Raw genomic sequence first — 20,072 nt, 5'->3', positions numbered from 1 at the left:
CGGGGGGGGTGCGGCGGCCGGCGGGGGGGGGGGGCCCGGGGGGCCCCCCCCGCCCGCCGGGGCCCCGCGGGGGGGGGCGCGGCCCCCCGGGCCCCCCCCCCCCCCCCGGGGCGGGGGGGGCGGTTACTCCTTTCGGAGCATCGCGTCGACCACCCGGGCGGCGGCCTTGCCGTCGTCCAGGTCGCAGTACTTCTCGCGGAACGCGGCGGCCCGGTCCGCGTGCTCGGCCGCGACCTCGTCCACCCGGCCGAGCGCGTCGACCAGCTGCTCGGAGGTGGCCAGCAGCGGGCCGGGCGCCTCCGCCTCGAAGTTCAGGCTGAAGCCGCGCAGGTTGTCGCGGTAGTGCTCCAGGTCGTAGGTGAAGAACAGCACCGGCTTGCCGGTCGCGGCGAAGTCGAAGACGCTCGCCGAGTAGTCGGTGACCAGCACGTCCGCGATCAGCAGCAGCTCCGCCATGTCGGGGTAGCTGCCGACGTCCCAGACGAAGCCGTTGCCGGCGTCCGGGATCTGGCCGCACATCATGCTGTGCCGGCGCACCAGGAGCACCTGGTCGTCGCCGAGCGCGGCCTTGGCCGCCTCCAGGTCGATCCGCAGGTCCAGCTGGTAGCCGCCGTCCGGCCGGCGCCGGTCCTCGCGCCAGGTCGGCGCGTAGAGCACGACCTTCTTGCCCTCGGGCAGGCCGAGCCGTTCCCGGACCTGCTCGGCGGTCTTCTCCCGGTCGACCGCGAAGAGGAGGTCGTTCCGGGGCGAACCGCTCTCCAGGATCTCGCCCTTGTAGTCGAACGCGCGTCGCAGCACCGGAGCCGACCAGCTGTTCCCGGCGACCAGCAGGCTCCAGTTCGGAACCTCCTTGGCGAGGCCCTTCAGGTAGTTCGAATCGGTGAACCAGACCTTCTCGAAATCGAGGCCGATCTGCTTCAGCGGGCTGCCGAGCCAGGTCTGCACGACGACCTGGCCGGGGCGGCGGACGAAGAAGTCGGGCAGGTGGGTGCTGGTGACGATGTACTTGGCCGTCGCCAGCGCCTCGAACCACTCCGGGCTCCAGAGCCGCAGCGCGCCCGCGGTCTGCGGCAGCTCGGCCTGCAGGTCGTCGCTGCCCCACAGGTGCTCCAGCGGCAGGCCGCGGCGGACCAGCTCCTCGTGGATCGCCCGCGGGGAGTCGGCGTACAGGCCGCCGAGGCCGACGTTGTACAGCACGGCGTCGCGCAGCGGGTGCCGGCGGGCGCCCGGGTAGTCGACGTTGCGCAGCTGGCGCTGGCGGTAGCCGCTGCGCTCCTCGGGCAGCAGCGCCGAGTGCGACTCCAGCGAGATCCCGTCGTGGTGGCGGCGCTCCAGCACGACGCGCTTGCCGCGCGACTCCACCTCCAGCGGCAGCGCGCCGAAGCACTCCGGCGCGATCAGCGCGTACGAGCTCGGCATCTCCTCGACGGGGGCGCCGAGCGGGCGGAAGAAGACGCCCCAGGTGCCCTGGGCGAGCGGCACCCGGCCGGCGAAGGAGGCCGTCGGCACGGCCGGCATCGCGGTCCGGAACCGGCCGTCCGCGATCTCCACGGGGTAGACGTGCTCCTCCTCGCGCCAGTTGTGCCGGACGACGAGCTCCCAGCGGTGCGTGCCGGGCAGCGGGAACGAGCCGCTGAGCAGGAAGCCGTCGGCGCCGCGGGAGGAGACCTCGTCCACCACCGGCTGCAGCAGCTGGTCGGAGAACTGCAGGTAGCCGCTGGGGGAGGGCTTGGAGTAGAGGGCCCGGCGCCGGTCCGAGGGGGCCTCCGGGTTCAGCGCCAGGTGCAGCTGCGAGGGGGCGTTGCGGTCGTCCCAGGCGATCGCGACGGTGCTGCCGTCGGCGAGCACCAGCGAGGTGTCCCAGCGGTCGCGGGCGCGGTCGGCCGCCACCGGGTCCAGCTCGGCCCAGGACTCGCGCAGGGCGGTCAGCTCGGCCACCGGGAAGGAGACCGTGAACGGCTGCAGGCTGCCGACCGGCGTGCCCAGCTCCACCGGGTAGGCCAGCTCGCGGTCCGACTCGACGTGCAGGAGCCGCAGCTTGGCCCCGGCGAAGCTCGCGCCGGAGCGGGCCGCACCCGAGACCTCCACCCGGCCGCCGTGCGCGGCCAGGCCGGTCACCCGGGCCTTGACGGTCTCCACCCGCAGGTAGACGCTGCCGTCCCGGACCCACGGCACGATCCGCACGTCCGGCTCGACCCAGTGCGCCGGGATGTACTGGGCGGTGTCGCTCCAGCCGGCCCAGATCCGGCCCTTGTAGACGCCGCCCTTGCCGGCGCCGGCCACCAGGACGCGCCAGTTGCCGTCCTTCCACTGACCGCGGTGCCGGAGCTTCTTCGGGTCGATGGAGACGTTGAAGCCGGCCCAGTCGCAGTTGTACAGGTCGTGGTGGCAGCTGGCGGTGGCCTCGGGGCTGTACGTGGTCTTCATCGGCACCGCGATCACCCGGCGGCCCTTGGCCTCGCGCAGCACCAGGGTGCGGACCATGTCGTGCTTGCCGGCCGCGCCCATCTGCTCCGGGTACGCGTGGCCGGACAGCTCCAGCCGCCCGCCGACCCAGCCGGTCTCGTACAGCCGGCTGCGCATGACCAGCGAGTTGTCGAGCTTGAGCACGCCGGACGGCACGCTCTTGCGCCCGCCGCGCAGGAACGGGTAGTCGGCGTACGGCCGCAGCAGGCCGCGGGCCTGGACGCCGCCGTTGCTCTCGCCCTCGTACTTGATCTGCTCGACGAACTCGTCGATGCGGCCCTGCAGGGTCAGGTGGTACTTCAGCCGCAGCGGCGCCCGCAGCTTGCGGACCTGCTCGGGGCCGATCGCCCGGAGCAGCCGGCTGACGTTCTTGAGGTAGGCGTCCCGGTACTCCTTGTCGCCGTCCACGACGGACCAGAAGAACATCGGGATCTCCTCGACGAGGGTGTTCTCGTCGTAGGAGCGCAGGTACTGGGCGAAGCGCGGCTCGGTCTGCTTCTTCAGCCAGCCGCGGACCAGCTCGACCGAGGTGACGCGGTCGATCAGGCCCTTGGGGTTGGTCCGCATCTGCGTGATCGACATCTCGCCGACCTCGCGCTCGCGCCAGTGGTAGATCGGCTCGGAGAGGACGTCCACGCTCTTGGCGAGGTAGTGGTGCGGCACGCTGACCGGGGCGTCCTCGTACAGGATGCCCTCGGGGTAGAGGATGCCGGCCGCGTCGAAGAAGGAGCGGCGGTACACCTTGTTCCACGCGGTGCGGTCGGTGACCAGCGCCGGGATCTCGGTGATGTGCGTCTTGAGCTTGGTCTCCCGGAACGGCCTGGAGTGCCCGCCGGACTGGTAGTAGCCCACGGCGCGGAAGCGCAGCACGTTGCCGGTGGCGAAGTCCGAGCCGGTCTCGTCGAGCGTGCTGATCATCAGCTCGTACGCGCTCGGCGGCATCGAGTCGTCGCTGTCGACGAAGCACAGGAACTCGGAGTCCGGGTCGATGTGCCGGATGCCCGTGTTGCGGGCGGCGCCGAGGCCCTTGTTCACCTGGCGGACCAGCCGGAACCGGGAGTCCTTGGCCGCGTAAGCCTCGGCGAGGGCCGCGCTGTCGTCCTTCGAACCGTCGTCGACCATGACGCACTCGAAGTCCGTGAAGGTCTGGGCGGCGATCGAGTCGAGGCATTCGACCAGGTAACGCTCGACGTTGTAGATCGGAACGACGATGGAGAGGCGGGGAGCCATCGGCTACGCAGGCCTTTCTCGGGAAGGAGCGTGGCAGCCCGTGGGGGGCGTGACCGCATTTGATCGGTGCGTACGTGCGCCCCGATCCTACCTCCGGGCTCCGCGGCCCCTCCGGGCCACTACTCTGGGGCCCGTGCCCCGCTTCAGCGTGATCGTCCCCGTGTTCAAGGTCCAGGACTACCTCGCCGAGTGCCTCGACTCGGTCCTCGGCCAGGGCGGCCCCGACCTGGAACTGATCGCGGTCGACGACCGCTCCCCGGACCGCTGCGGCGCGATGCTCGACGAGGCCGCCGCCGCGGACCCGCGGATCCGGGTGCTGCACCTGCCGGAGAACGTCGGACTCGGCCGGGCCCGCAACGCCGGCCTGGAGGTCGCCACCGGCGACTACGTGGTCTTCCTCGACAGCGACGACACGCTCACCCCGAACCTGCTCAAGAGCGTCGACGACCGGCTCACCGCCACCGGCGACCCGGACGTCCTGGTCTACGACTACGCCCGCACCTACGTCGACGGCCGGATCACCCGCGCCGCCTCGGCCCACGTCTTCGGCGCCGCCTCCCCCGAGGTCTTCGACCTCGCCGCCCGCCCGGACCTGCTCGACCTGCTGCAGGTCGTCTGGAACAAGGCCTACCGCCGCGACTTCGTCACCGCGCAGCGGCTGGTCTTCCCGGCCGGCTACTACGAGGACACCCCCTGGACGTACCCGGCGCTCCTCGCCGCCGCCCGGATCACCCTGCTCGACGAGGTCGGCGTGCACTACCGCCAGCGCCAGGAGGGCGGCAACATCCTGGCCACCGCCAGCCGCAAGCACTTCGACGTCTTCGACCAGTACGACCTGGTCTTCGGCTTCCTGGACGGCCGCCCCGACCTGGACCACTGGCGCCCCGTCGTCTACGGCCGGATGCTGCACCACCTCAACACGGTCGTCTCCAAGCCCGGCCGGGTCCCGCCCGGCGACCGCCGCGAGTACTTCCGCCGCGCGGCCGCCCACTGCGCCCGGCTGCGCCCGGCCGGCTACCGCCCCCCGGCGGGCGTCGACGGCGTGCGCACCGAACTGCTGAGCCACGGCCGCTACGGCGCCTACCAGGCCGTCAGGGCGCTCGCCCGGGCCCGCCGGCTGGTCCGCGGCTAGCTGCGGCGGGCCCCGGCGGCCACGACGCGGCCCCGGCCGCGCGTCGAGCCTGACGGCCGTTCGGGGGACGGGCCGGTATAACCGGTCGGGTGGACTTCCTGACCCGCCTTCCGGTCATCGGCCCGCTCGTGACGCGACTGCTGCGCAGCCGCCCGTACCGGGTGTACGAGCACTTCACCGCGGCCCGCGGGAACAGACTGGCCGGCGCGGTCACCTTCTTCGGCTTCCTCGCCCTGTTCCCGCTGCTCACCGTCGCCCTGGCGATCGCCGTGGCGACGTTCAGCGACAGCCGGGTGGCGGACATTCAGAAACGCATCTCCGACCAGCTGCCGGGCATCTCCGACGCACTCAACCTGCCGTCGCTGGTGGCCAACGCGGGCGCCGTCGGACTCGTCAGCGGGGCACTGCTGCTGATCTCCGGCCTCGGCTGGGTGGACACCATGCGCACCTCGATCCGGGACGTGTGGCAGCTGCCCGAGGAGGACGGCAACCCGGTGCTGCGCAAGGCGTGGGACTGCGTGGTGCTCGGCGGCCTCGGCCTGGTCTCGCTGGTCTCGCTGGGCGCCTCCGCCGCGGGGACGACGCTGGCCGGGCGGATCGCCGACCAGCTCGGCCTGCACAACGGCTACCTGCTCACCGGGATCGGCATCCTCATCGCCATAGGGTGCGACACCCTGCTCTTCGCCTACCTGCTGGCGCCCTTCCCCGGCATCGGCGGCCAGCGCCGGCGGGACGTGCTGCAGGGGGCGCTGATCGGCGCGGTCGGCTTCGAGGCGCTGAAGATCCTGCTCGCCTCCTACCTCGGCTCGGTCGCCGGGAAGAGCCTCTACGGCGCCTTCGGCGTACCGGTGGCGCTGCTGCTCTGGATCAACTTCGTCAGCCGGCTGCTGATGTACTGCGTGGCCTGGACGGCCCTCGCCGACCCGGAGGCCGCCCGGGAGCGGGCCAGGGCCCACGGCCGGGCCGTCATCGAGGCGGCCGACGAGGCGGGGGCCGCGGCGGAGCCGGCGGCCCGGGCCCAGGGTCCGGCCCAGTCCTGAGCGTCCTGGGAGCCGGCCCCTGAGCCCTGGGCCCGTGCCCGGGCCCGTCGGCGGATCAGCCCGCGGCCCTGCGGCGGCGGTGCACGACCAGCGCCCCGTAGCCGCCCGCGGCCACGGCCAGCGCGACGGCCAGCCAGCCGCCGAGGCCGGGCCCGGTGCCCCGGGAGGCCGCGACGGGGGCCGCCACCGGGGTGGCGGGTGCCGTGGCGGTGGGGGACGGGTGCGGCGGGGGCGCGGGAACGCCGGCGGCGCCGCCGGCCTGGCCGGTCGGCTCGCTGCCGGGCGGCAGCTCGTCGACCAGCCGGCCGACCGGTCGCACCTTGTCGGCCGCCGCGAAGCCCCAGTCCAGCAGCGCGGCCGTCTCGTCGTAGACCTTCTGGTAGCTGGCCGGGTGCATCACCGTCACCAGCAGGGTCCGGCCGTTGCGCTCGGCGGCGCCGACGAAGGTCGAGCCCGCGTTGGTGGTGGTGCCGTTCTTCACCCCGATCAGGCCGGGGTACTTGCCCAGCAGCCGGTCGGTGTTGGCGATCCCGAAGCTGCCGCGCTGGCCGGTGTTCTTGTCCACCGCGCCGGGGAACATCGCGTCCCGGGTGGCGCAGTACATCCGGAAGTCGGGATTGCGCAGGCCGGCCCGGGCGAACAGGGTGAGGTCGTAGGCCGAGGAGACCTGGCCGTCCATGTCGTACCCGTCCGGCGAGATCACCCGGGTGTCCCGGGCCTGCAGGGCGTCGGCGCGGGCCTGCATCTCGCCGACGGTCTGCTGCACGCCGCCGTTCATGTGCGCGAGGACGTGCACGGCGTCGTTGCCCGAGCTCAGGAACACCCCGCGCCACAGGTCCTCGACCCGGTAGTCGAGGTTCTCCTTGATGCCGACCAGGCTGCTGCCGGCGCCGATCCCCAGGATCTCCTCGTCCGCGACCCGGTGCACCAGGTTGCGGTCGAACTTGGGCAGCACGGTGTCCGCGAAGAGGATCTTCAGGGTGCTCGCCGGGGGCAGCTTCAGGTGCGGGTTGTTCGCCGCCAGCACCTCTCCCGACGTGGCGTCGGAGACTATCCAGGACTGGCCGGTGAGGTCCCCGGGCAGCGCCGGGGCGCCGGCCAGCGGGTCGACCTGGACCCCGGGGAGCCCGAGCCGGCCGCCGCCGACCGCGGTGGGCGGGGGCGGCTCGTACGGGGCGGCGGCCGCCGCCGGGGCGACGAGCAGGACGGGGAGGGCCGCGGTGACCGCGGCGCACAGGTGGGCGAACGTGTGACGGGCTGTGGGCACCAGCTGACCGTACCCACTCCGGGCGCCGGCCGTCCGCCGCACCGGGCCGGTCCTCCGCAGGAGGGCCCCGCCGTACGCCGATCGGCCGTCCGCGCATACTGGGGACGCACACCGCCTTCACACCCCCGCCGAGGATCCCATGAAGCTCAGCCGCCGCACCTCCTGGTTCCTGACCGCCTTCGGCGTCTGGTCGATGATCATCTGGACGACCTTCGTCAAGAACCTGTGGAAGGACTCCGGCGGCCAGGCCTTCACCGGCGGCGACCACTCCCAGCCGACCGCCTTCTTCTGGGTGCACCTCCTCCTCGCCGTCACCTCCTTCCTCCTCGGCATCGCCGTCGGCTCCGTCGGGGTCCGCGGCCTGCGCGCCGCCCGCCGCGCCGCCCCGGCCGCGGACTGAGGCCGGCGACCGCGCCGCCGGTACGCGCGAAGGCCCCCGTCCGCGGTGCGGACGGGGGCCTTCGTCGGGCCGGGCCGGGTGGCTCAGAAGCGGCGGGTGACCAGGGCCCGCTTCACTTCCTGGATCGCCTTGGTGACCTCGATGCCACGGGGGCAGGCCTCGGAGCAGTTGAAGGTGGTGCGGCAGCGCCACACGCCCTCACGGTCGTTGAGGATCTCCAGGCGCTGCTCGGCGCCCTCGTCACGCGAGTCGAAGATGAAGCGGTGCGCGTTGACGATGGCGGCCGGGCCGAAGTACTGGCCGTCGTTCCAGAACACCGGGCAGGACGACGTGCACGCGGCGCACAGGATGCACTTGGTGGTGTCGTCGAAGCGCTCGCGGTCCTCGGCGGACTGCAGGCGCTCGCGCGTCGGGTCGTTCCCCTTGGTGATGAGGAACGGCATGACGTCCTTGTACGCCTGGAAGAACGGGTCCATGTCCACGACCAGGTCCTTGAGGACCGTGAGGCCCTTGATGGCCTCGATCGTGATCGGCTTCTCCGGGTTGACGTCCTTGATCAGGGTCTTGCACGCCAGCCGGTTGCGGCCGTTGATCCGCATGGCGTCGGAGCCGCAGATGCCGTGCGCGCAGGAACGGCGGTAGGTGAGGGTGCCGTCCTGCTCCCACTTGATCTTGTTGAGCGCGTCCAGGACGCGCTCCTTCGGGTCCATCTCGAGCTGGTAGTCGACCCACACCGGGTCCGGGTGCTCCTCCGGGTTGAACCGGCGGATCCGGAAGGTGACGGTGATCAGCTGGGTGGCACCGCTCTCGGCCGCGTCCAGAGCGGCCGAGTGCTTCTCCACGGTCGGAGTGCTCATCAGTACTTACGCTCCATCGGCTGGTAGCGGGTCGTGACGACCGGCTTGTAGTCGAGGCGGATGGAGGTGGTGCCGTCGGCGGCAACCTCCTGGTACGCCATGGTGTGCTGCATGAACTTCACGTCGTCACGGGTCGGGAAGTCCTCGCGGTAGTGGCCGCCGCGGGACTCCTCGCGGGCCAGCGCGGACACGGCCAGCACCTCGGCCAGGTCGAGCAGGTTGCCCAGCTCGACGGCCTCCAGCAGGTCCGTGTTGTAGCGGAAGCCCTTGTCCTGGATGGAGACGTGCTTGTAGCGCTCGCGCAGCGCGGCGATGTCCTCGACGGCCTGCTTCAGGGTGGCGCCGGTGCGGTAGACCATGGCGTTGGCGTCCATGGTCTCCTGCAGCTCCTTGCGGATCTGCGCCACGGACTCGGTGCCGGTGGACTCGCGCAGGCCGTCGACCATGGCCTGGACCTTCTCGGCCGGGTTCTCGGGCAGCTCGGTGTAGTCCACCGTCTGCGCGTAGTCGGCGGCGGCGACGCCCGCGCGCTTGCCGAACACGTTGATGTCCAGCAGCGAGTTGGTGCCCAGGCGGTTGGCACCGTGCACGGACACGCAGGCGACCTCGCCGGCCGCGTACAGGCCCGGGACGACGTCGGTGTTGTTGCGCAGCACCTCACCCTCGACGTTGGTCGGGATGCCGCCCATGGCGTAGTGCGCGGTGGGCTGGATCGGGATCGGGTCCGTGTAGGGCTCGATGCCGAGGTAGGTGCGGGCGAACTCGGTGATGTCCGGGAGCTTGGCGTCCAGCTGCTCCGGCGGCAGGTGGGTGAGGTCCAGGTAGACGTGGTCGCCGTCCGGACCGCAGCCGCGGCCTTCGCGGATCTCGGTGTAGATCGCGCGGGAGCAGACGTCACGGGACGCGAGGTCCTTCATGACGGGGGCGTAGCGCTCCATGAAGCGCTCGCCGTCCTTGTTGCGCAGGATGCCGCCCTCGCCGCGGGCGCCCTCGGTGAGCAGGATGCCCATGCGCCAGATGCCCGTCGGGTGGAACTGGAAGAACTCCATGTCCTCCAGCGGCAGGCCGCGGCGGTAGACCAGGGCCTGGCCGTCACCGGTGAGGGTGTGGGCGTTGGAGGAGACCTTGAAGAACTTGCCGGTGCCGCCGGAGGCGAACACGACCGACTTGGCCTGGAAGACGTGGATCTCGCCGGTGGCCAGCTCGTAGGCGACGACGCCGGCCGTCCTGCCCTCGTTGAGCAGCAGGTCGAGGACGTAGAACTCGTTGAAGAACTCGACGCCGTGCTTGACGCAGTTCTGGAACAGCGTCTGGAGGATCATGTGGCCGGTGCGGTCGGCCGCGTAGCACGAGCGGCGGACCGGGGCCTCGCCGTGGTTGCGGGAGTGCCCGCCGAAGCGGCGCTGGTCGATGCGGCCCTGCTCGGTGCGGGAGAAGGGCAGACCCATCTTCTCCAGGTCGAGGACGGCGTCGATGGCCTCCTTGCACATGATCTCGGCGGCGTCCTGGTCGACCAGGTAGTCACCACCCTTGACCGTGTCGAAGGTGTGCCACTCCCAGTTGTCCTCCTCGACGTTGGCGAGGGCGGCGCACATGCCGCCCTGGGCCGCGCCGGTGTGGGACCGGGTGGGGTAGAGCTTGGTCAGGACCGCGGTGCGGCTGCGCTGCGTCGACTCGATGGCCGCGCGCATGCCGGCGCCGCCGGCGCCGACGATGACGGTGTCGTACTGGTGAATCTGCATGGGGGGTTAACTCGCCTCTGGCCTCTGCCGATGTCCGATGTTGCTCGCGGCTCAGATGTTGGGGTCGAAGGTGAAGATCACCAGGGTGCCGAGCAGCACGGTGAAGACCGTGGCGGTACCCATGAGCCCCTTGAGCCAGAGCCGGGTCGAGTCCTTCTCGGCGTAGTCGTTGATGACCTGACGCATGCCGTTGGCGCCGTGCAGCATGGCGAGCCACAGCATCGCGAGGTCCCAGACCTGCCAGAACGGCGAGGCCCAGCGGCCGGCCACGAAGGCGAAGCCGATCTTGGAGACGCCGCCGTCGAGCACCAGCATGATCAGCAGGTGGCCGAGGATCAGCACGACCAGGACGACACCGGACAGGCGCATGAAGAGCCAGGCCAGCATCTCGAAGTTGGTGCGGGTGCGGCGCGGGGTCTTCGCGGTCCGCTTGCGCGGAGGCTCGATGACGAACTCGTCGGCCGGGTTCCCGGTGCCGAGGCCCTTGCCGGTGTGCGCCTGGGCGGAGGGGACCACCAGCGCGTCGGAGATTTCCGTGGACATGTGTCGGCTCACTTCCCGAACCAGGAGATCAGCGTGTGCTGCAGGATCCCGTAGAAGGAGCCGGCCATCAGGACGACCCAGACGCCGACGACGGTCCAGAGCATCTGCTTCTGGTACTTCGGGCCCTTGGCCCAGAAGTCGACCGCGACGACCCGCAGGCCGTTGAGGGCGTGGAACAGGATGGCGGCCACCAGGCCGTACTCCATCAGGTTCACGAGAGGCGTCTTGTACGTCTGAATGACGGTGTCGTAGGCCTCGGGCGACACCCGCACCAGCGCGGTGTCCAGGACATGGGCGAACAGGAAGAAGAAGATGAGGACGCCGGTGACTCGATGAGCCACCCAGCTCCACATGCCTTCCCGGCCGCGGTACAGCGTTCCAGCCGGCACGGAAAAACCCTCCGGAAGCGATTGGGGGCTCGGCCGGCTTCGGTGTCGGTCAGCCCGGCCGGGTACGGTCCACCGGCCGCCAGCATCCTATCGACGCCGTCTGGTGAACCGCCTCCGGGGGCCTCAGGTGTGATCAATCAGGCACGACTGGCCTAGTTGGACGGGAACCGGAGCCCGTTCCGTCGCTCTGGGTGACGGTTCGGCTGCGCTACGGTGGCGGCCCGCCCCGCCGCCGGACCCACCGCGCCGGATCCGCCGCCGACACCCTGCCGAGGCCCCCGTGCCGTTCCGCCCCGCCCGACCGTCCGCCGCCGCCCTCGCCGGTCTGCTGCTGCTCGCCGCGGGCTGCACCACCGTCGGCGGCCCCTCCGCGGACCGGGCGGCGCCCGCCCGGGAGCTGTCCGCGGCCGAGCTGCGCGCCGCCGCGGTGGCCGACGCGGACCTCGGGGCGGGCTACGCGGTGACGGTGATGACGCCCGGTCACGGGGACACCGGGGCCGGGGCCGGGCGGGAGGTGGCGGACGTGCCGGCCTGCCAGCCGCTGCTGGACGCGGTGACCCCGGCCGCGTCGGGCGCCGCCACCGCCTCGCCGGGGCCGGGCTACCCGTACGCGGAGACGGACCTCGGCGTGGCGCGGGCGACCGACCCCGAGCGCGGGCTGTACGGCGGGCTGCTCGGCTACCGGACGGGGCGGGCCGCCGCACTGCAGGCGGAGCTGGAGAAGCTGTTCGGCCCGTGCGCCGCGTTCACCTCGGCGGCGCCGGCCCCGCCCGCCGAGAAGCAGGGGAGGAAGGCGCCGATCCGGACCGGGCACCGGCTGAGCCGGGTGGACACGCCCACTCCCGGGGGAGCGGACGCGGCCCTCGGATTCACCCTCACGAATGAATCGGGGAGCGCGGTGCTCTCCCAGCGCGCGGTGCTGGCCCGGGTCGGGCCGGTGCTCGCGGTGTTCACCACCTTCGGCGTCGCCACCGAGCCGGCCGCCGCGCCGGACGAACTGGTCGTCCGGCGACAGGTGGCCAAGCTCCGGGCCGCGCAGGCGGTCGGGCCGACGGGCGGGTAGGGCGGGTGGGTCGGGGCGGCGGCCGGCTCAGCGCGCCCCGGCCTCCGAGTGGGTGGCGACCAGGTGCTCCAGCCGGGTGAGGGCGATCCGGCGGAGTTCGTCCGCCGCGATCAGCCGCTCCTCGTCCGGGTCGTTGGCGAGTCGGGTGCGGATCGAGGAGAGCACGGTGTCGAGCATCTCCTCCGGGGCGACGCCCTCCAGGCAGACCACGAACACGTGGCCGAACCTGGCCTCGTACGCCGCGTGGGCGGCCCGCAGCGCGGTGTGCGCGGCCTGGCTGCCCGGCGCCCGCATGCCGAGCAGCGGCTGCGGCATCCAGCTCTCGTCGGCGAGCGCCTCGGCGAGGTCGGCCGGGCGGAGGTCGTAGGAGGCCTCGCTGGCGGCGGCCAGCAGGGACCCTATGTCGGGGTAGGGCCGGTGGGCGGTGAGCCGCAGGGCCCACCGGCGGCTGCCGCAGCAGGCCAGGAGGGCCTCCTCGGCGGCGCCGGCGTCGGCCTCGTTGAAGCGGTGCAGCCCGAGGAGGGTCGGCTCCGAGCTGGGTTCGGGCCGCTGTGGCGGGATGTCGCTGGCCAGCGGGTCCTCCTCGTGAGGGCGGGAAGGTGCCGGTGGAGTGGGGTGGGTGGAGCAGCTGAAGTATGGGGGGCCGCGAGCGGCTTCGAGCGCCCGTCGACAACTCCTCAAAGGTAGTTGAGCGGTCATCAGTTGGGGAGGGCGCGCGCGGAATTCATCCGGACGAGCTATCAAGTTGTGACGTTGACACCTTCGTGTCAGCGCCCTCCCCGCCGTCGTCTGCTAGGTCCGGCCCGGTGGGCGGCCGGTGGCCGGCCCGGTCGGGGTCAGGAGCAGCGGGTCCCCTCGGCCGGCATGGTGCCGTCGATCAGGTAGGTCTCCAGGGCCTGGTCGATGCAGGCGTTGCCCTTGCCGAAGGCGCCGTGGCCCTCGCCGACCCGGGTGAGCAGGGTGGCCTTGGCGAAGCCCTTGGCGAGCGCCTCGGCCGAGGCGTACGGGGTGGCCGGGTCGCCGGTCGAGCCGACCACCAGGATCGGGGCGGCGCCCTCGGCCCGTATGGTGTGCGGCTTCTCGGGGGACTTGTAGGGCCATCCGTGGCAGGAGTCCTCGGTGAAGTCCTCGACGCTCACGCCCTTGGTCATCAGCGGGGCCTGCTGCTGGAGCTGCTGCACGGCCTGCTGGGCGCGCTCGGGCGTCGGTGCCGGGGCCGCCCCGTCGGCGCAGCCGATCGCGGCGTGCGCCTCGTGGAGCGGCGTGTAGTGGCCGTTCTCGTCGCGCTCGTTGTAGTCGTCGGAGAAGGCCAGCAGGACGTCGCCCTTGCCGGCCTTGATCGCCACGGTGAGGCCGACCCGCAGGTAGTTCCAGGTCTGGTTCTCGTCGCCGTAGAGCGCCGAGCGGACGGCCGTCCAGGCCAGGTCGCTGCCGACCTTGCGTCCGTCCTTGGTCGGCAGCGGGTGGTCGCGCAGGCCGTCCAGGAAGTCGGCGGCCTTCTTGGCGGCGCCGGCCGGGTCCTTGCCGAGCGCGCACTCGTCCGCGTGGTTCTCGACGCAGTCGGCGGCGAAGCGGTCGAAGGCCGTCTCGAAGCCGACGATCTGCCTCACGGAGGCGTCGAGGTCGTCGGCGGCCGGGTCCACGGCGCCGTCCAGGACGAGCCGTCCGGTGTTGCCGGGGAACTCCTCCGCGTAGAGCGAGCCCAGGTAGGTGCCGTAGGAGATGCCCAGGTAGTTGAGCTTGCGGTCCCCGGCGGCGGCGCGCAGCACGTCCAGGTCGCGCGCCGTGTTGCGGGTGCCGACGAAGGGCAGCAGCTTGCCGGACTTCGCCTGGCAGGCGGCGGTGAACTCGGCGTCCTGCCGGTCCGACTGGGCCTTGCGGGCCACCGGGTCGAGCGGGGCGTCCTGCTGGGACTCGGCGTCGCGCTGCTTGTCGTCGAGGCAGTGGATCGGCGAGCTGGCGCCGGTGCCGCGCGGGTCGAAGCCGATCACGTCGTAGCGGTTGTGCAGGCTGCCGGCGAAGTCCTTGGTGCCGAAGGTGACCATCTCGACGCCGGAGCCGCCCGGGCCGCCGGGGTTGACCATGAGCGAGCCCAGGCGCTGGTCCGGCTTGGCGGCGGGGTACTTCACCAGGGCGAGGTCGAGGGCGTCGCCGGCGGGGTTCGCGTAGTCGAGCGGGACGTGCAGCTTGCCGCACTTCAGCGTGGAGAGGTCGACCTTGGCCTGCTCGGCCTTCGGGTCCGCGGGGCAGTCCGCCCAGGTGATCTGCTGGCCGTAGAACGGCTTGAGGGCCGGGTCGGCCTCCCCGGTGGGCTCGGGGGTGGGCGTCGGCGTGGCGGTCGGACTCGCGGCGGCGGGCGCGGTGGTGCCGGCGGCCTGGCCCCGGGCGGGTCCGGCGGTGTCGTCGCATGCGGTGGCGAGCAGCAGGGTGCCGGCCGCGAGGGCGGTCAGCAGCACCCGTGGGCGGGCGGCCCGGAAGGTTCTCATCGCACGTGTGTATCACTCGGCACGGTGCGCATGATCACCGGGCCCCGGGCCGCCCGGACCGGCGCTGATCAGGCGCGATGCACCTTGTGGTTGGCCGCCTGGGCGCGCGGCCGGACCACCAGCAGGTCGATGTTGACGTGCGGGGGGCGGGTGACCGCCCAGGCCACGGTGTCCGCGACGTCCTCGGAGGTCAGCGGCTCGGCCACGCCGGCGTACACGGCGGCGGCCTTCTCCTCGTCGCCGCGGAAGCGGGTGACCGCGAAGCCCTCGGAGCGCACCATGCCGGGGGCGATCTCGATCACCCGGATCGGCTCCCCGCACAGCTCCAGCCGCAGCGTGGCCGCGATGGTGTGCGCGGCGTGCTTGGCGGCGACGTACCCGCCGCCGCCCTCGTACGCGGTGAGTGCGGCGGTCGAGGAGAGCACCAGCACCGTGCCGTCGCCACTGGCCCGCAGGGCCGGCAGCAGCGCCTGCGTCATGTGCAGCACGCCGAGCACGTTCACCTCGTACATCGCCCGCCAGTCGGCCGGGTCGCCGTGCTCGACGCTCTCGGCGCCGATCGCCCCGCCGGCGTTGTTCACCAGCACGTCCACCCGGCCGACCTCGGCCGCGAAGGCGTCCACGGCGGCCCGGTCGGTGACGTCCACGGTGTGGGCCCGGCCGCCGATCTCCTTGGCCAGCGCCTCGATCCGCTCGGTCCGCCGGGCGGTCAGCACCACGTCGAAGCCCTCGGCCGCCAGCCGGCGGGCGGTCGCCGCGCCGATTCCGCTGCTGGCACCGGTGACCACGGCCACCTTCTGCTCGGTCATTGCCACTCCCTGGGGGCTCGGTGTGGGGGTACGCACATTCGGTCGTTCACCCGATCATCTCAACCCCGTCCGCGCGCCCGCCGCCCGGTCACGCCCCTGCGCGGCCGGCACCCGGACGCCGCGCGCCGGGCCGCCGGGAACCGCCGGACGCGCCCTACATTGCGAGGACCACCGCTCCCGCCCCCAGGAGGGCCCATGGCCGCGGAACCGCGCCGCTCCGAGTCAGGATTCGAGATCGAGCCGCTGTACGGCCCGGAGGCGCTGGCCGGCTGGGACCCGGCGAGCCGGCTCGGACGCCCGGGGGAGTACCCGTACACCCGGGGCGTCCACCCGACGATGTACACCGGGCGGCCGTGGACGATGCGGCAGTACGCGGGCTTCGGCACCGCCGCCGAGTCCAACGCCCGCTACCGGCAGCTGATCGCGGGCGGCGGCACCGGACTCTCGGTGGCCTTCGACCTGCCCACCCAGATGGGCTACGACTCGGACGCGCCGCAGGCCGCCGGGGAGGTCGGCAAGGTGGGCGTGGCCGTCGACGGGGTCGAGGACATGGCGACGCTGTTCGACGGGATCCCGCTGGACGCGGTGTCCACCTCGATGACCATCAACGCGCCCGCCGCGCTGCTCCTGCTGCTCTACCAGCTCGTCGGCGAGGCCCGGGGGGTGGCGCCGGCCCGGCTCACCGGCACCGTCCAGAACGACGTGCTGAAGGAGTACATCGCCCGGGGCACCTACATCTTCCCGCCGCAGCCCTCGCTCCGGCTGGTCGCGGACCTCATGCGCTACTGCCGGGCCGAGATCCCGCGCTGGAACACCGTCTCGATCTCCGGGTACCACATGGCCGAGGCCGGGGCGGACCCGGCGCAGGAGATCGCCTTCACGCTGGCCAACGGCATCGCCTACGTCCGCACGGCGCTGGCCGCCGGGATGGCCGTGGACGACTTCGCGCCGCGGCTCTCCTTCTTCTTCGTGGCCCGCACCACGTTGCTGGAGGAGGTCGCCAAGTTCCGCGCCGCCCGGCGGATCTGGGCCCGGGTGATGCGCGAGGAGTTCGGCGCGCGGGACCCCCGCTCGCGGATGCTGCGCTTCCACACCCAGACCGCCGGGGTGCAGCTGACCGCCCAACAGCCCGAGGTGAACCTGGTCCGGGTCTCGGTGCAGGCGCTCGCCGCGGTGTTCGGCGGTACCCAGTCGCTGCACACCAACGCCTTCGACGAGGCGATCGCGCTGCCCACCGAGAAGGCGGCCCGGCTCGCCCTGCGGACGCAGCAGGTGATCGCCCACGAGACGGACGTGACCGCCACCGTGGACCCGTTCGCCGGTTCCTACGCCGTGGAGTCGATGACCGACGAGGTGGAGGCCGCCGCACTGGCGCTGATGGCCCGGGTCGAGGAGCTGGGCGGCGCGGTGGCCGCGATCGAGCAGGGCTTCCAGAAGGCCGCGATCGAGCGCACCGCCTACCGGATCCAGCAGGAGACCGACTCGGGCGAGCGGACGGTGGTGGGCGTCAACCGCTTCCGGCTGGAGACCGAGGAGCCCTATCACCCGCTGCGGGTGGATCCGGCGATCGAGCGGCGGCAGGCCGAACGGCTGGCCCGGCTGCGCGCCGACCGCGACTCCGCGGCCGTCACCCGGGCCCTGGACGCGCTGCGCCGCGCCGCGGAGGGGGCGGACAACGTGCTGTACCCGATGAAGGAGGCGCTGGCCGCCCGGGCCACCGTCGGCGAGGTCTGCGACGCACTGCGCGGGGTGTGGGGCGGGTACTCCCCGGTGGACCGCTTCTGAGCCGCCGTCAAGGCACCGCGCCCGTGTCCACCGGCCCGGGTGATCGTTGCACAGGGCAAGCAACCCGGGGAAGGCGGCTGAAACGAGATGTCATACCCACCTGTTCGGCCGGTATGCGCCCATCCGGGGACTAGTTTTCCGGAAGTCGGGCCAAATCCCCCCAACAGGCCTACTCTTGTTGAGATGAACCGTCCTGAGCCCGCTCAGCCGGGCGCCACTCTCGCCGCCGCACGCCCCGCCGCCGATCTGCGCGCCAGGGTCAGGAGGCTGGAGCCCGAGCTGATCGCCTTCCGCCGTGATCTGCACCGGCATCCGGAGCTCGGCCGACAGGAGTTCCGCACCACCGGTCTGATCCGCGACCGGCTGGTGGCGGCGGGCCTGAGCCCGCGGGTGCTGCCCGGCGGCACCGGGCTGATCGTCGACGTCGTCCCGGCCGGCACCGCCCCGGACGCCGAGTTCCTGGCCTTCCGCGCCGACATCGACGCGCTGCCCATCGACGACGCCAAGAGCGACGTGCCGTACCGCTCGACCGTCCCCGGGCGGGCCCACGCCTGCGGGCACGACGTGCACACCTCGGTGGTGCTCGGCACCGCCCTGGTGCTGGCGGAGGCCGCCCGCACCGGCGAGCTGGGCCGCCCGGTGCGGCTGGTCTTCCAGCCGGCCGAGGAGGTCATGCCGGGCGGCGCGCTGGACGTCATCAAGGCCCGCGGGATGGACGGGGTCGGCCGGATCTTCGCCGTGCACTGCGACCCCAAGGTGGAGGTGGGCCGGATCGCGCTGCGCACCGGCGCCATCACCTCGGCCTGCGACCGCCTGGTGCTCCACCTGGACGGCCCCGGCGGCCACACCGCCCGCCCGCACCTGACCACCGACCTGGTGACCGCGATCGCCCGGATGGCCGCCGACCTGCCGGGTGCGCTGGCCCGCCGGATGGACCCGCGCTGGGGCGTCAGCCTGGTCTGGGGCCGGATCGCCGCCGGCTCCGCGCCCAACGTCATCCCGCAGCACGCCGAGCTGGAGGGCACCGTCCGCTGCCTGGAGCTGGACGGCTGGCGCGAGGCGCCGGACCTGCTGCACGAGCTGATCGCCAAGCTCGCCGAGACCTACCGGGCGAAGTGGACGCTGGACTACCACCGCGGGGTGCCGCCGGTGGTGAACGAGGCGGTCTCGGTCGCGCTGCTGGACGCGGCGATGACGGCCCGGTTCGGCACGGCCGGCGGGGCGGACGGCCTGCAGGTGGTGGAGGGCACCGAGCAGAGCCTGGGCGGCGAGGACTTCTCCTGGTACCTGGAGCACGCCCCGGGCGCGCTGGCCCGGCTCGGCGTCCGCGCCCCCGGTGACACCGCCGTCCGGGACCTGCACCAGGGCCGCTTCGACGTCGACGAGCGGGCGATCGGGATCGGCGTGGAGCTCTTCGCGGCGCTGGCCCTGGACGAGCCGGAGCTCTGAGCCGGCGGACCGCCGCCCGTGCGGCAGGTCCCCGCGACGTGTGCGAACGACCCCCCGGACCGGCCGGTGCCCAGCAGGGCGCCGGCCGGTCCGCGCTGATCCGGGCTTTTCGAACAGTTCCGTAGACTGGTCTGAAACCAGTTCCGGATCACCGTCCGCGCACGGGAAGAGGGCCTCGGGACGACCGTGAGACCACGGTTTGATAACAACCCGAATGCTCCGGCAGCCCGTAACACAACCGTGTTCTACGCGCGTTACGGTGGCGTCCGACCACGCTAATCAGGTGCGTGTGAGAAGGAGATACTCCCTTGCGCCGTTCAATGAAGCTCGCCGCGGTTGTGCTCTCGGGTTCCCTGGGCATGGCCTCGCTCGCCGCTTGCGGCGCAAAGAGCACTGACAACGCCTCCTCCGGTTCCTCCGACGGCTCGCTCAAGGTCGGTATGGCCTATGACATCGGCGGCCGTGGCGACCAGTCCTTCAACGACTCCGCCGCCCGCGGTCTCGACAAGGCCAAGTCCGAGCTCGGCGTCTCCGTCACCGAGGCCGACGCCAAGACCGGCGAGGCCGAGGCCGACAAGGAGACCCGCCTCAAGAACCTGATCGACGGTGGCTACAAGACCATCATCGCGGTCGGCTTCGTCTACCAGCAGGCGGTCGACAAGGTCGCCAAGGACAACCCGGACGTCAAGTTCGCGATCATCGACTCGAACGACAAGGACCAGCCGTCCAACGTCACGTCGCTGGTCTTCGCCGAGCAGGAGGGTTCCTACCTCGCCGGCGTCGCCGCCGCGAACAAGTCGAAGAGCAAGCACGTCGGCTTCATCGGCGGTGTGCAGTCCGAGCTGATCAAGAAGTTCGAGGCCGGTTACAAGGCGGGTGTGAAGTCCGTCGACCCGAACATCCAGGTCGAGACCACCTACCTGACCACCCCCCCGGACTTCTCCGGCTTCAACTCGCCCGACAAGGGCAAGGAGGCCGCGCAGGGCCAGCTCGACAAGGGCGCGGACGTCATCTACTCCGCCGCCGGCTCCTCCGGCAACGGCGCCATCGAGGCCGTCGCCAACAAGCAGGGCGCCCTGGCCATCGGTGTCGACTCCGACCAGGCCAACCAGCCGGCCCTGGCGAAGTACAAGAACAGCATCCTGACCTCGATGGTCAAGAACGTCGACAACGCGGTGTTCTCCTACATCGAGTCGGTCAAGAAGGGCGCGCCGTTCACCGGCGTCAAGCTGTTCGACCTGAAGGCCAACGGTGTCTCGCTGGCCACCACCGGTGGCAAGATCGACGACATCCAGGACAAGCTGAAGGCCGCCGCCACGGCGATCACCTCCGGCGCCACCACCGTCCCGACCGCCCCGGCCCAGTAAGGCCCGCGCGTCCCGGACGACGTAGCGACTGCCGCCTGCCCGGCAGC

General features: G+C 72.3%; 16 protein-coding genes. 7 read left to right on the top strand and 9 right to left on the bottom strand.

Annotation, left to right across the window (positions count from 1 at the left end; genetic code table 11):
• Positions 1–123 precede the first annotated feature (123 nt).
• Entirely contained in the window at positions 124–3,696 is a 3,573-nt protein-coding gene (locus ACIA8Q_RS08635) for a CDP-glycerol glycerophosphotransferase family protein (RefSeq protein WP_363364108.1), read from the bottom strand.
• A 133-nt stretch (positions 3,697–3,829) separates the two neighbouring features.
• Here ACIA8Q_RS08635 and ACIA8Q_RS08630 point away from each other — a divergent pair, with 133 nt between their 5' ends.
• Both ACIA8Q_RS08630 and ACIA8Q_RS08625 read left to right on the top strand, forming a co-directional pair.
• Positions 3,830–4,828, top strand: coding sequence for a glycosyltransferase family 2 protein (locus tag ACIA8Q_RS08630; protein WP_360219519.1), 999 nt, complete (start codon positions 3,830–3,832; stop codon positions 4,826–4,828).
• Positions 4,829–4,917: 89 nt separating this feature from the next.
• Positions 4,918–5,868, top strand: coding sequence for a YihY/virulence factor BrkB family protein (locus ACIA8Q_RS08625; RefSeq protein WP_360219522.1), 951 nt, complete (start codon positions 4,918–4,920; stop codon positions 5,866–5,868).
• A gap of 55 nt (positions 5,869–5,923) precedes the next feature.
• On the opposite strand, the gene ACIA8Q_RS08620 is transcribed toward ACIA8Q_RS08625, so the two are convergent.
• Positions 5,924–7,135, bottom strand: a complete 1,212-nt coding sequence (locus ACIA8Q_RS08620; protein ID WP_396316921.1) for a D-alanyl-D-alanine carboxypeptidase family protein — start codon at positions 7,133–7,135, stop codon at positions 5,924–5,926.
• A 139-nt stretch (positions 7,136–7,274) separates the two neighbouring features.
• Between ACIA8Q_RS08620 and ACIA8Q_RS08615 the strand changes: the two genes are divergently transcribed.
• On the top strand, positions 7,275–7,535 hold the full coding sequence (locus tag ACIA8Q_RS08615) for an SCO4848 family membrane protein (protein WP_360219525.1): 261 nt from the start codon (positions 7,275–7,277) through the stop codon (positions 7,533–7,535).
• An 83-nt stretch (positions 7,536–7,618) separates the two neighbouring features.
• On the opposite strand, the gene ACIA8Q_RS08610 is transcribed toward ACIA8Q_RS08615, so the two are convergent.
• Genes ACIA8Q_RS08610 through sdhC form a run of 4 tightly spaced genes read right to left on the bottom strand, consistent with a single transcriptional unit; the run spans position 7,619 to position 11,066 of the window.
• Positions 7,619–8,392 carry a succinate dehydrogenase iron-sulfur subunit gene (locus ACIA8Q_RS08610; protein WP_360219528.1) on the bottom strand — a complete coding sequence of 258 codons (774 nt, stop codon included), beginning with the start codon at positions 8,390–8,392 and terminating at the stop codon, positions 7,619–7,621.
• A complete protein-coding gene (gene sdhA / locus ACIA8Q_RS08605) occupies positions 8,392–10,134 on the bottom strand; it encodes a succinate dehydrogenase flavoprotein subunit (RefSeq protein WP_396316920.1) in 1,743 nt (580 codons plus the stop codon). The genes ACIA8Q_RS08610 and sdhA overlap by 1 nt, the downstream gene beginning before the upstream one ends.
• 51 nt (positions 10,135–10,185) lie before the next feature.
• Positions 10,186–10,677: a succinate dehydrogenase, hydrophobic membrane anchor protein gene (sdhD, locus tag ACIA8Q_RS08600; protein WP_360219534.1), complete on the bottom strand. Its 492-nt coding sequence runs from the start codon at positions 10,675–10,677 to the stop codon at positions 10,186–10,188.
• Between the two features lie 8 nt (positions 10,678–10,685).
• Positions 10,686–11,066, bottom strand: a complete 381-nt coding sequence (gene sdhC, locus ACIA8Q_RS08595; RefSeq protein WP_360219537.1) for a succinate dehydrogenase, cytochrome b556 subunit — start codon at positions 11,064–11,066, stop codon at positions 10,686–10,688.
• Between the two features lie 280 nt (positions 11,067–11,346).
• On the opposite strand from sdhC, the gene ACIA8Q_RS08590 reads away from it, so the two are divergent.
• Positions 11,347–12,129, top strand: coding sequence for a hypothetical protein (locus ACIA8Q_RS08590; RefSeq protein WP_360219540.1), 783 nt, complete (start codon positions 11,347–11,349; stop codon positions 12,127–12,129).
• A gap of 27 nt (positions 12,130–12,156) precedes the next feature.
• Here ACIA8Q_RS08590 and ACIA8Q_RS08585 read toward each other — a convergent pair whose 3' ends face one another.
• The 3 genes from ACIA8Q_RS08585 to ACIA8Q_RS08575 form a co-directional block, all read right to left on the bottom strand.
• Positions 12,157–12,828 (bottom strand): 2-oxo-4-hydroxy-4-carboxy-5-ureidoimidazoline decarboxylase, encoded by a 672-nt coding sequence (locus ACIA8Q_RS08585; protein ID WP_396316919.1) that lies wholly within the window; start codon positions 12,826–12,828, stop codon positions 12,157–12,159.
• 137 nt (positions 12,829–12,965) lie between these two features.
• Complete coding sequence (locus tag ACIA8Q_RS08580) at positions 12,966–14,615, bottom strand: alpha/beta hydrolase (protein ID WP_396316918.1); 1,650 nt, start codon at positions 14,613–14,615, stop codon at positions 12,966–12,968.
• A 68-nt stretch (positions 14,616–14,683) separates the two neighbouring features.
• The gene (locus tag ACIA8Q_RS08575; RefSeq protein WP_360219546.1) at positions 14,684–15,424 is read right to left on the bottom strand and encodes an SDR family oxidoreductase; all 741 of its coding nucleotides are present in this window, start codon (positions 15,422–15,424) and stop codon (positions 14,684–14,686) included.
• Positions 15,425–15,619: 195 nt separating this feature from the next.
• Between ACIA8Q_RS08575 and ACIA8Q_RS08570 the strand changes: the two genes are divergently transcribed.
• From ACIA8Q_RS08570 to ACIA8Q_RS08560, 3 genes are all read left to right on the top strand, one after another.
• Positions 15,620–17,209, top strand: a complete 1,590-nt coding sequence (locus ACIA8Q_RS08570) for a methylmalonyl-CoA mutase family protein (protein ID WP_360219549.1) — start codon at positions 15,620–15,622, stop codon at positions 17,207–17,209.
• A 183-nt stretch (positions 17,210–17,392) separates the two neighbouring features.
• Positions 17,393–18,658: an amidohydrolase gene (locus ACIA8Q_RS08565; protein WP_396316917.1), complete on the top strand. Its 1,266-nt coding sequence runs from the start codon at positions 17,393–17,395 to the stop codon at positions 18,656–18,658.
• A gap of 308 nt (positions 18,659–18,966) precedes the next feature.
• Entirely contained in the window at positions 18,967–20,025 is a 1,059-nt protein-coding gene (locus ACIA8Q_RS08560) for a BMP family ABC transporter substrate-binding protein (RefSeq protein WP_360219555.1), read from the top strand.
• Positions 20,026–20,072: the final 47 nt, after the last annotated feature.

The organism is Kitasatospora sp. NPDC051705 (assembly GCF_044453265.1).
GTDB lineage: Bacteria > Actinomycetota > Actinomycetes > Streptomycetales > Streptomycetaceae > Kitasatospora.
The sequence above is the reverse complement of the archived record's forward strand: the minus strand, read 5'-3'. Positions and strand labels throughout refer to the sequence as shown.

What these genes read in the sequence shown, in the direction of transcription:
- sdhD (WP_360219534.1), bottom strand. Translation starts at nt 10,677, where the DNA reads ATGTCCACGGAAATCTCCGACGCGCTGGTGGTCCCCTCCGCCCAGGCG.
- ACIA8Q_RS08585 (WP_396316919.1), bottom strand. Translation starts at nt 12,828, where the DNA reads ATGACCGCTCAACTACCTTTGAGGAGTTGTCGACGGGCGCTCGAAGCC.
- ACIA8Q_RS08565 (WP_396316917.1), top strand. Translation starts at nt 17,393, where the DNA reads ATGAACCGTCCTGAGCCCGCTCAGCCGGGCGCCACTCTCGCCGCCGCA.
- ACIA8Q_RS08570 (WP_360219549.1), top strand. Translation starts at nt 15,620, where the DNA reads ATGGCCGCGGAACCGCGCCGCTCCGAGTCAGGATTCGAGATCGAGCCG.
- ACIA8Q_RS08575 (WP_360219546.1), bottom strand. Translation starts at nt 15,424, where the DNA reads ATGACCGAGCAGAAGGTGGCCGTGGTCACCGGTGCCAGCAGCGGAATC.
- ACIA8Q_RS08615 (WP_360219525.1), top strand. Translation starts at nt 7,275, where the DNA reads ATGAAGCTCAGCCGCCGCACCTCCTGGTTCCTGACCGCCTTCGGCGTC.
- ACIA8Q_RS08580 (WP_396316918.1), bottom strand. Translation starts at nt 14,615, where the DNA reads ATGAGAACCTTCCGGGCCGCCCGCCCACGGGTGCTGCTGACCGCCCTC.
- sdhA (WP_396316920.1), bottom strand. Translation starts at nt 10,134, where the DNA reads ATGCAGATTCACCAGTACGACACCGTCATCGTCGGCGCCGGCGGCGCC.
- ACIA8Q_RS08635 (WP_363364108.1), bottom strand. Translation starts at nt 3,696, where the DNA reads ATGGCTCCCCGCCTCTCCATCGTCGTTCCGATCTACAACGTCGAGCGT.
- ACIA8Q_RS08610 (WP_360219528.1), bottom strand. Translation starts at nt 8,392, where the DNA reads ATGAGCACTCCGACCGTGGAGAAGCACTCGGCCGCTCTGGACGCGGCC.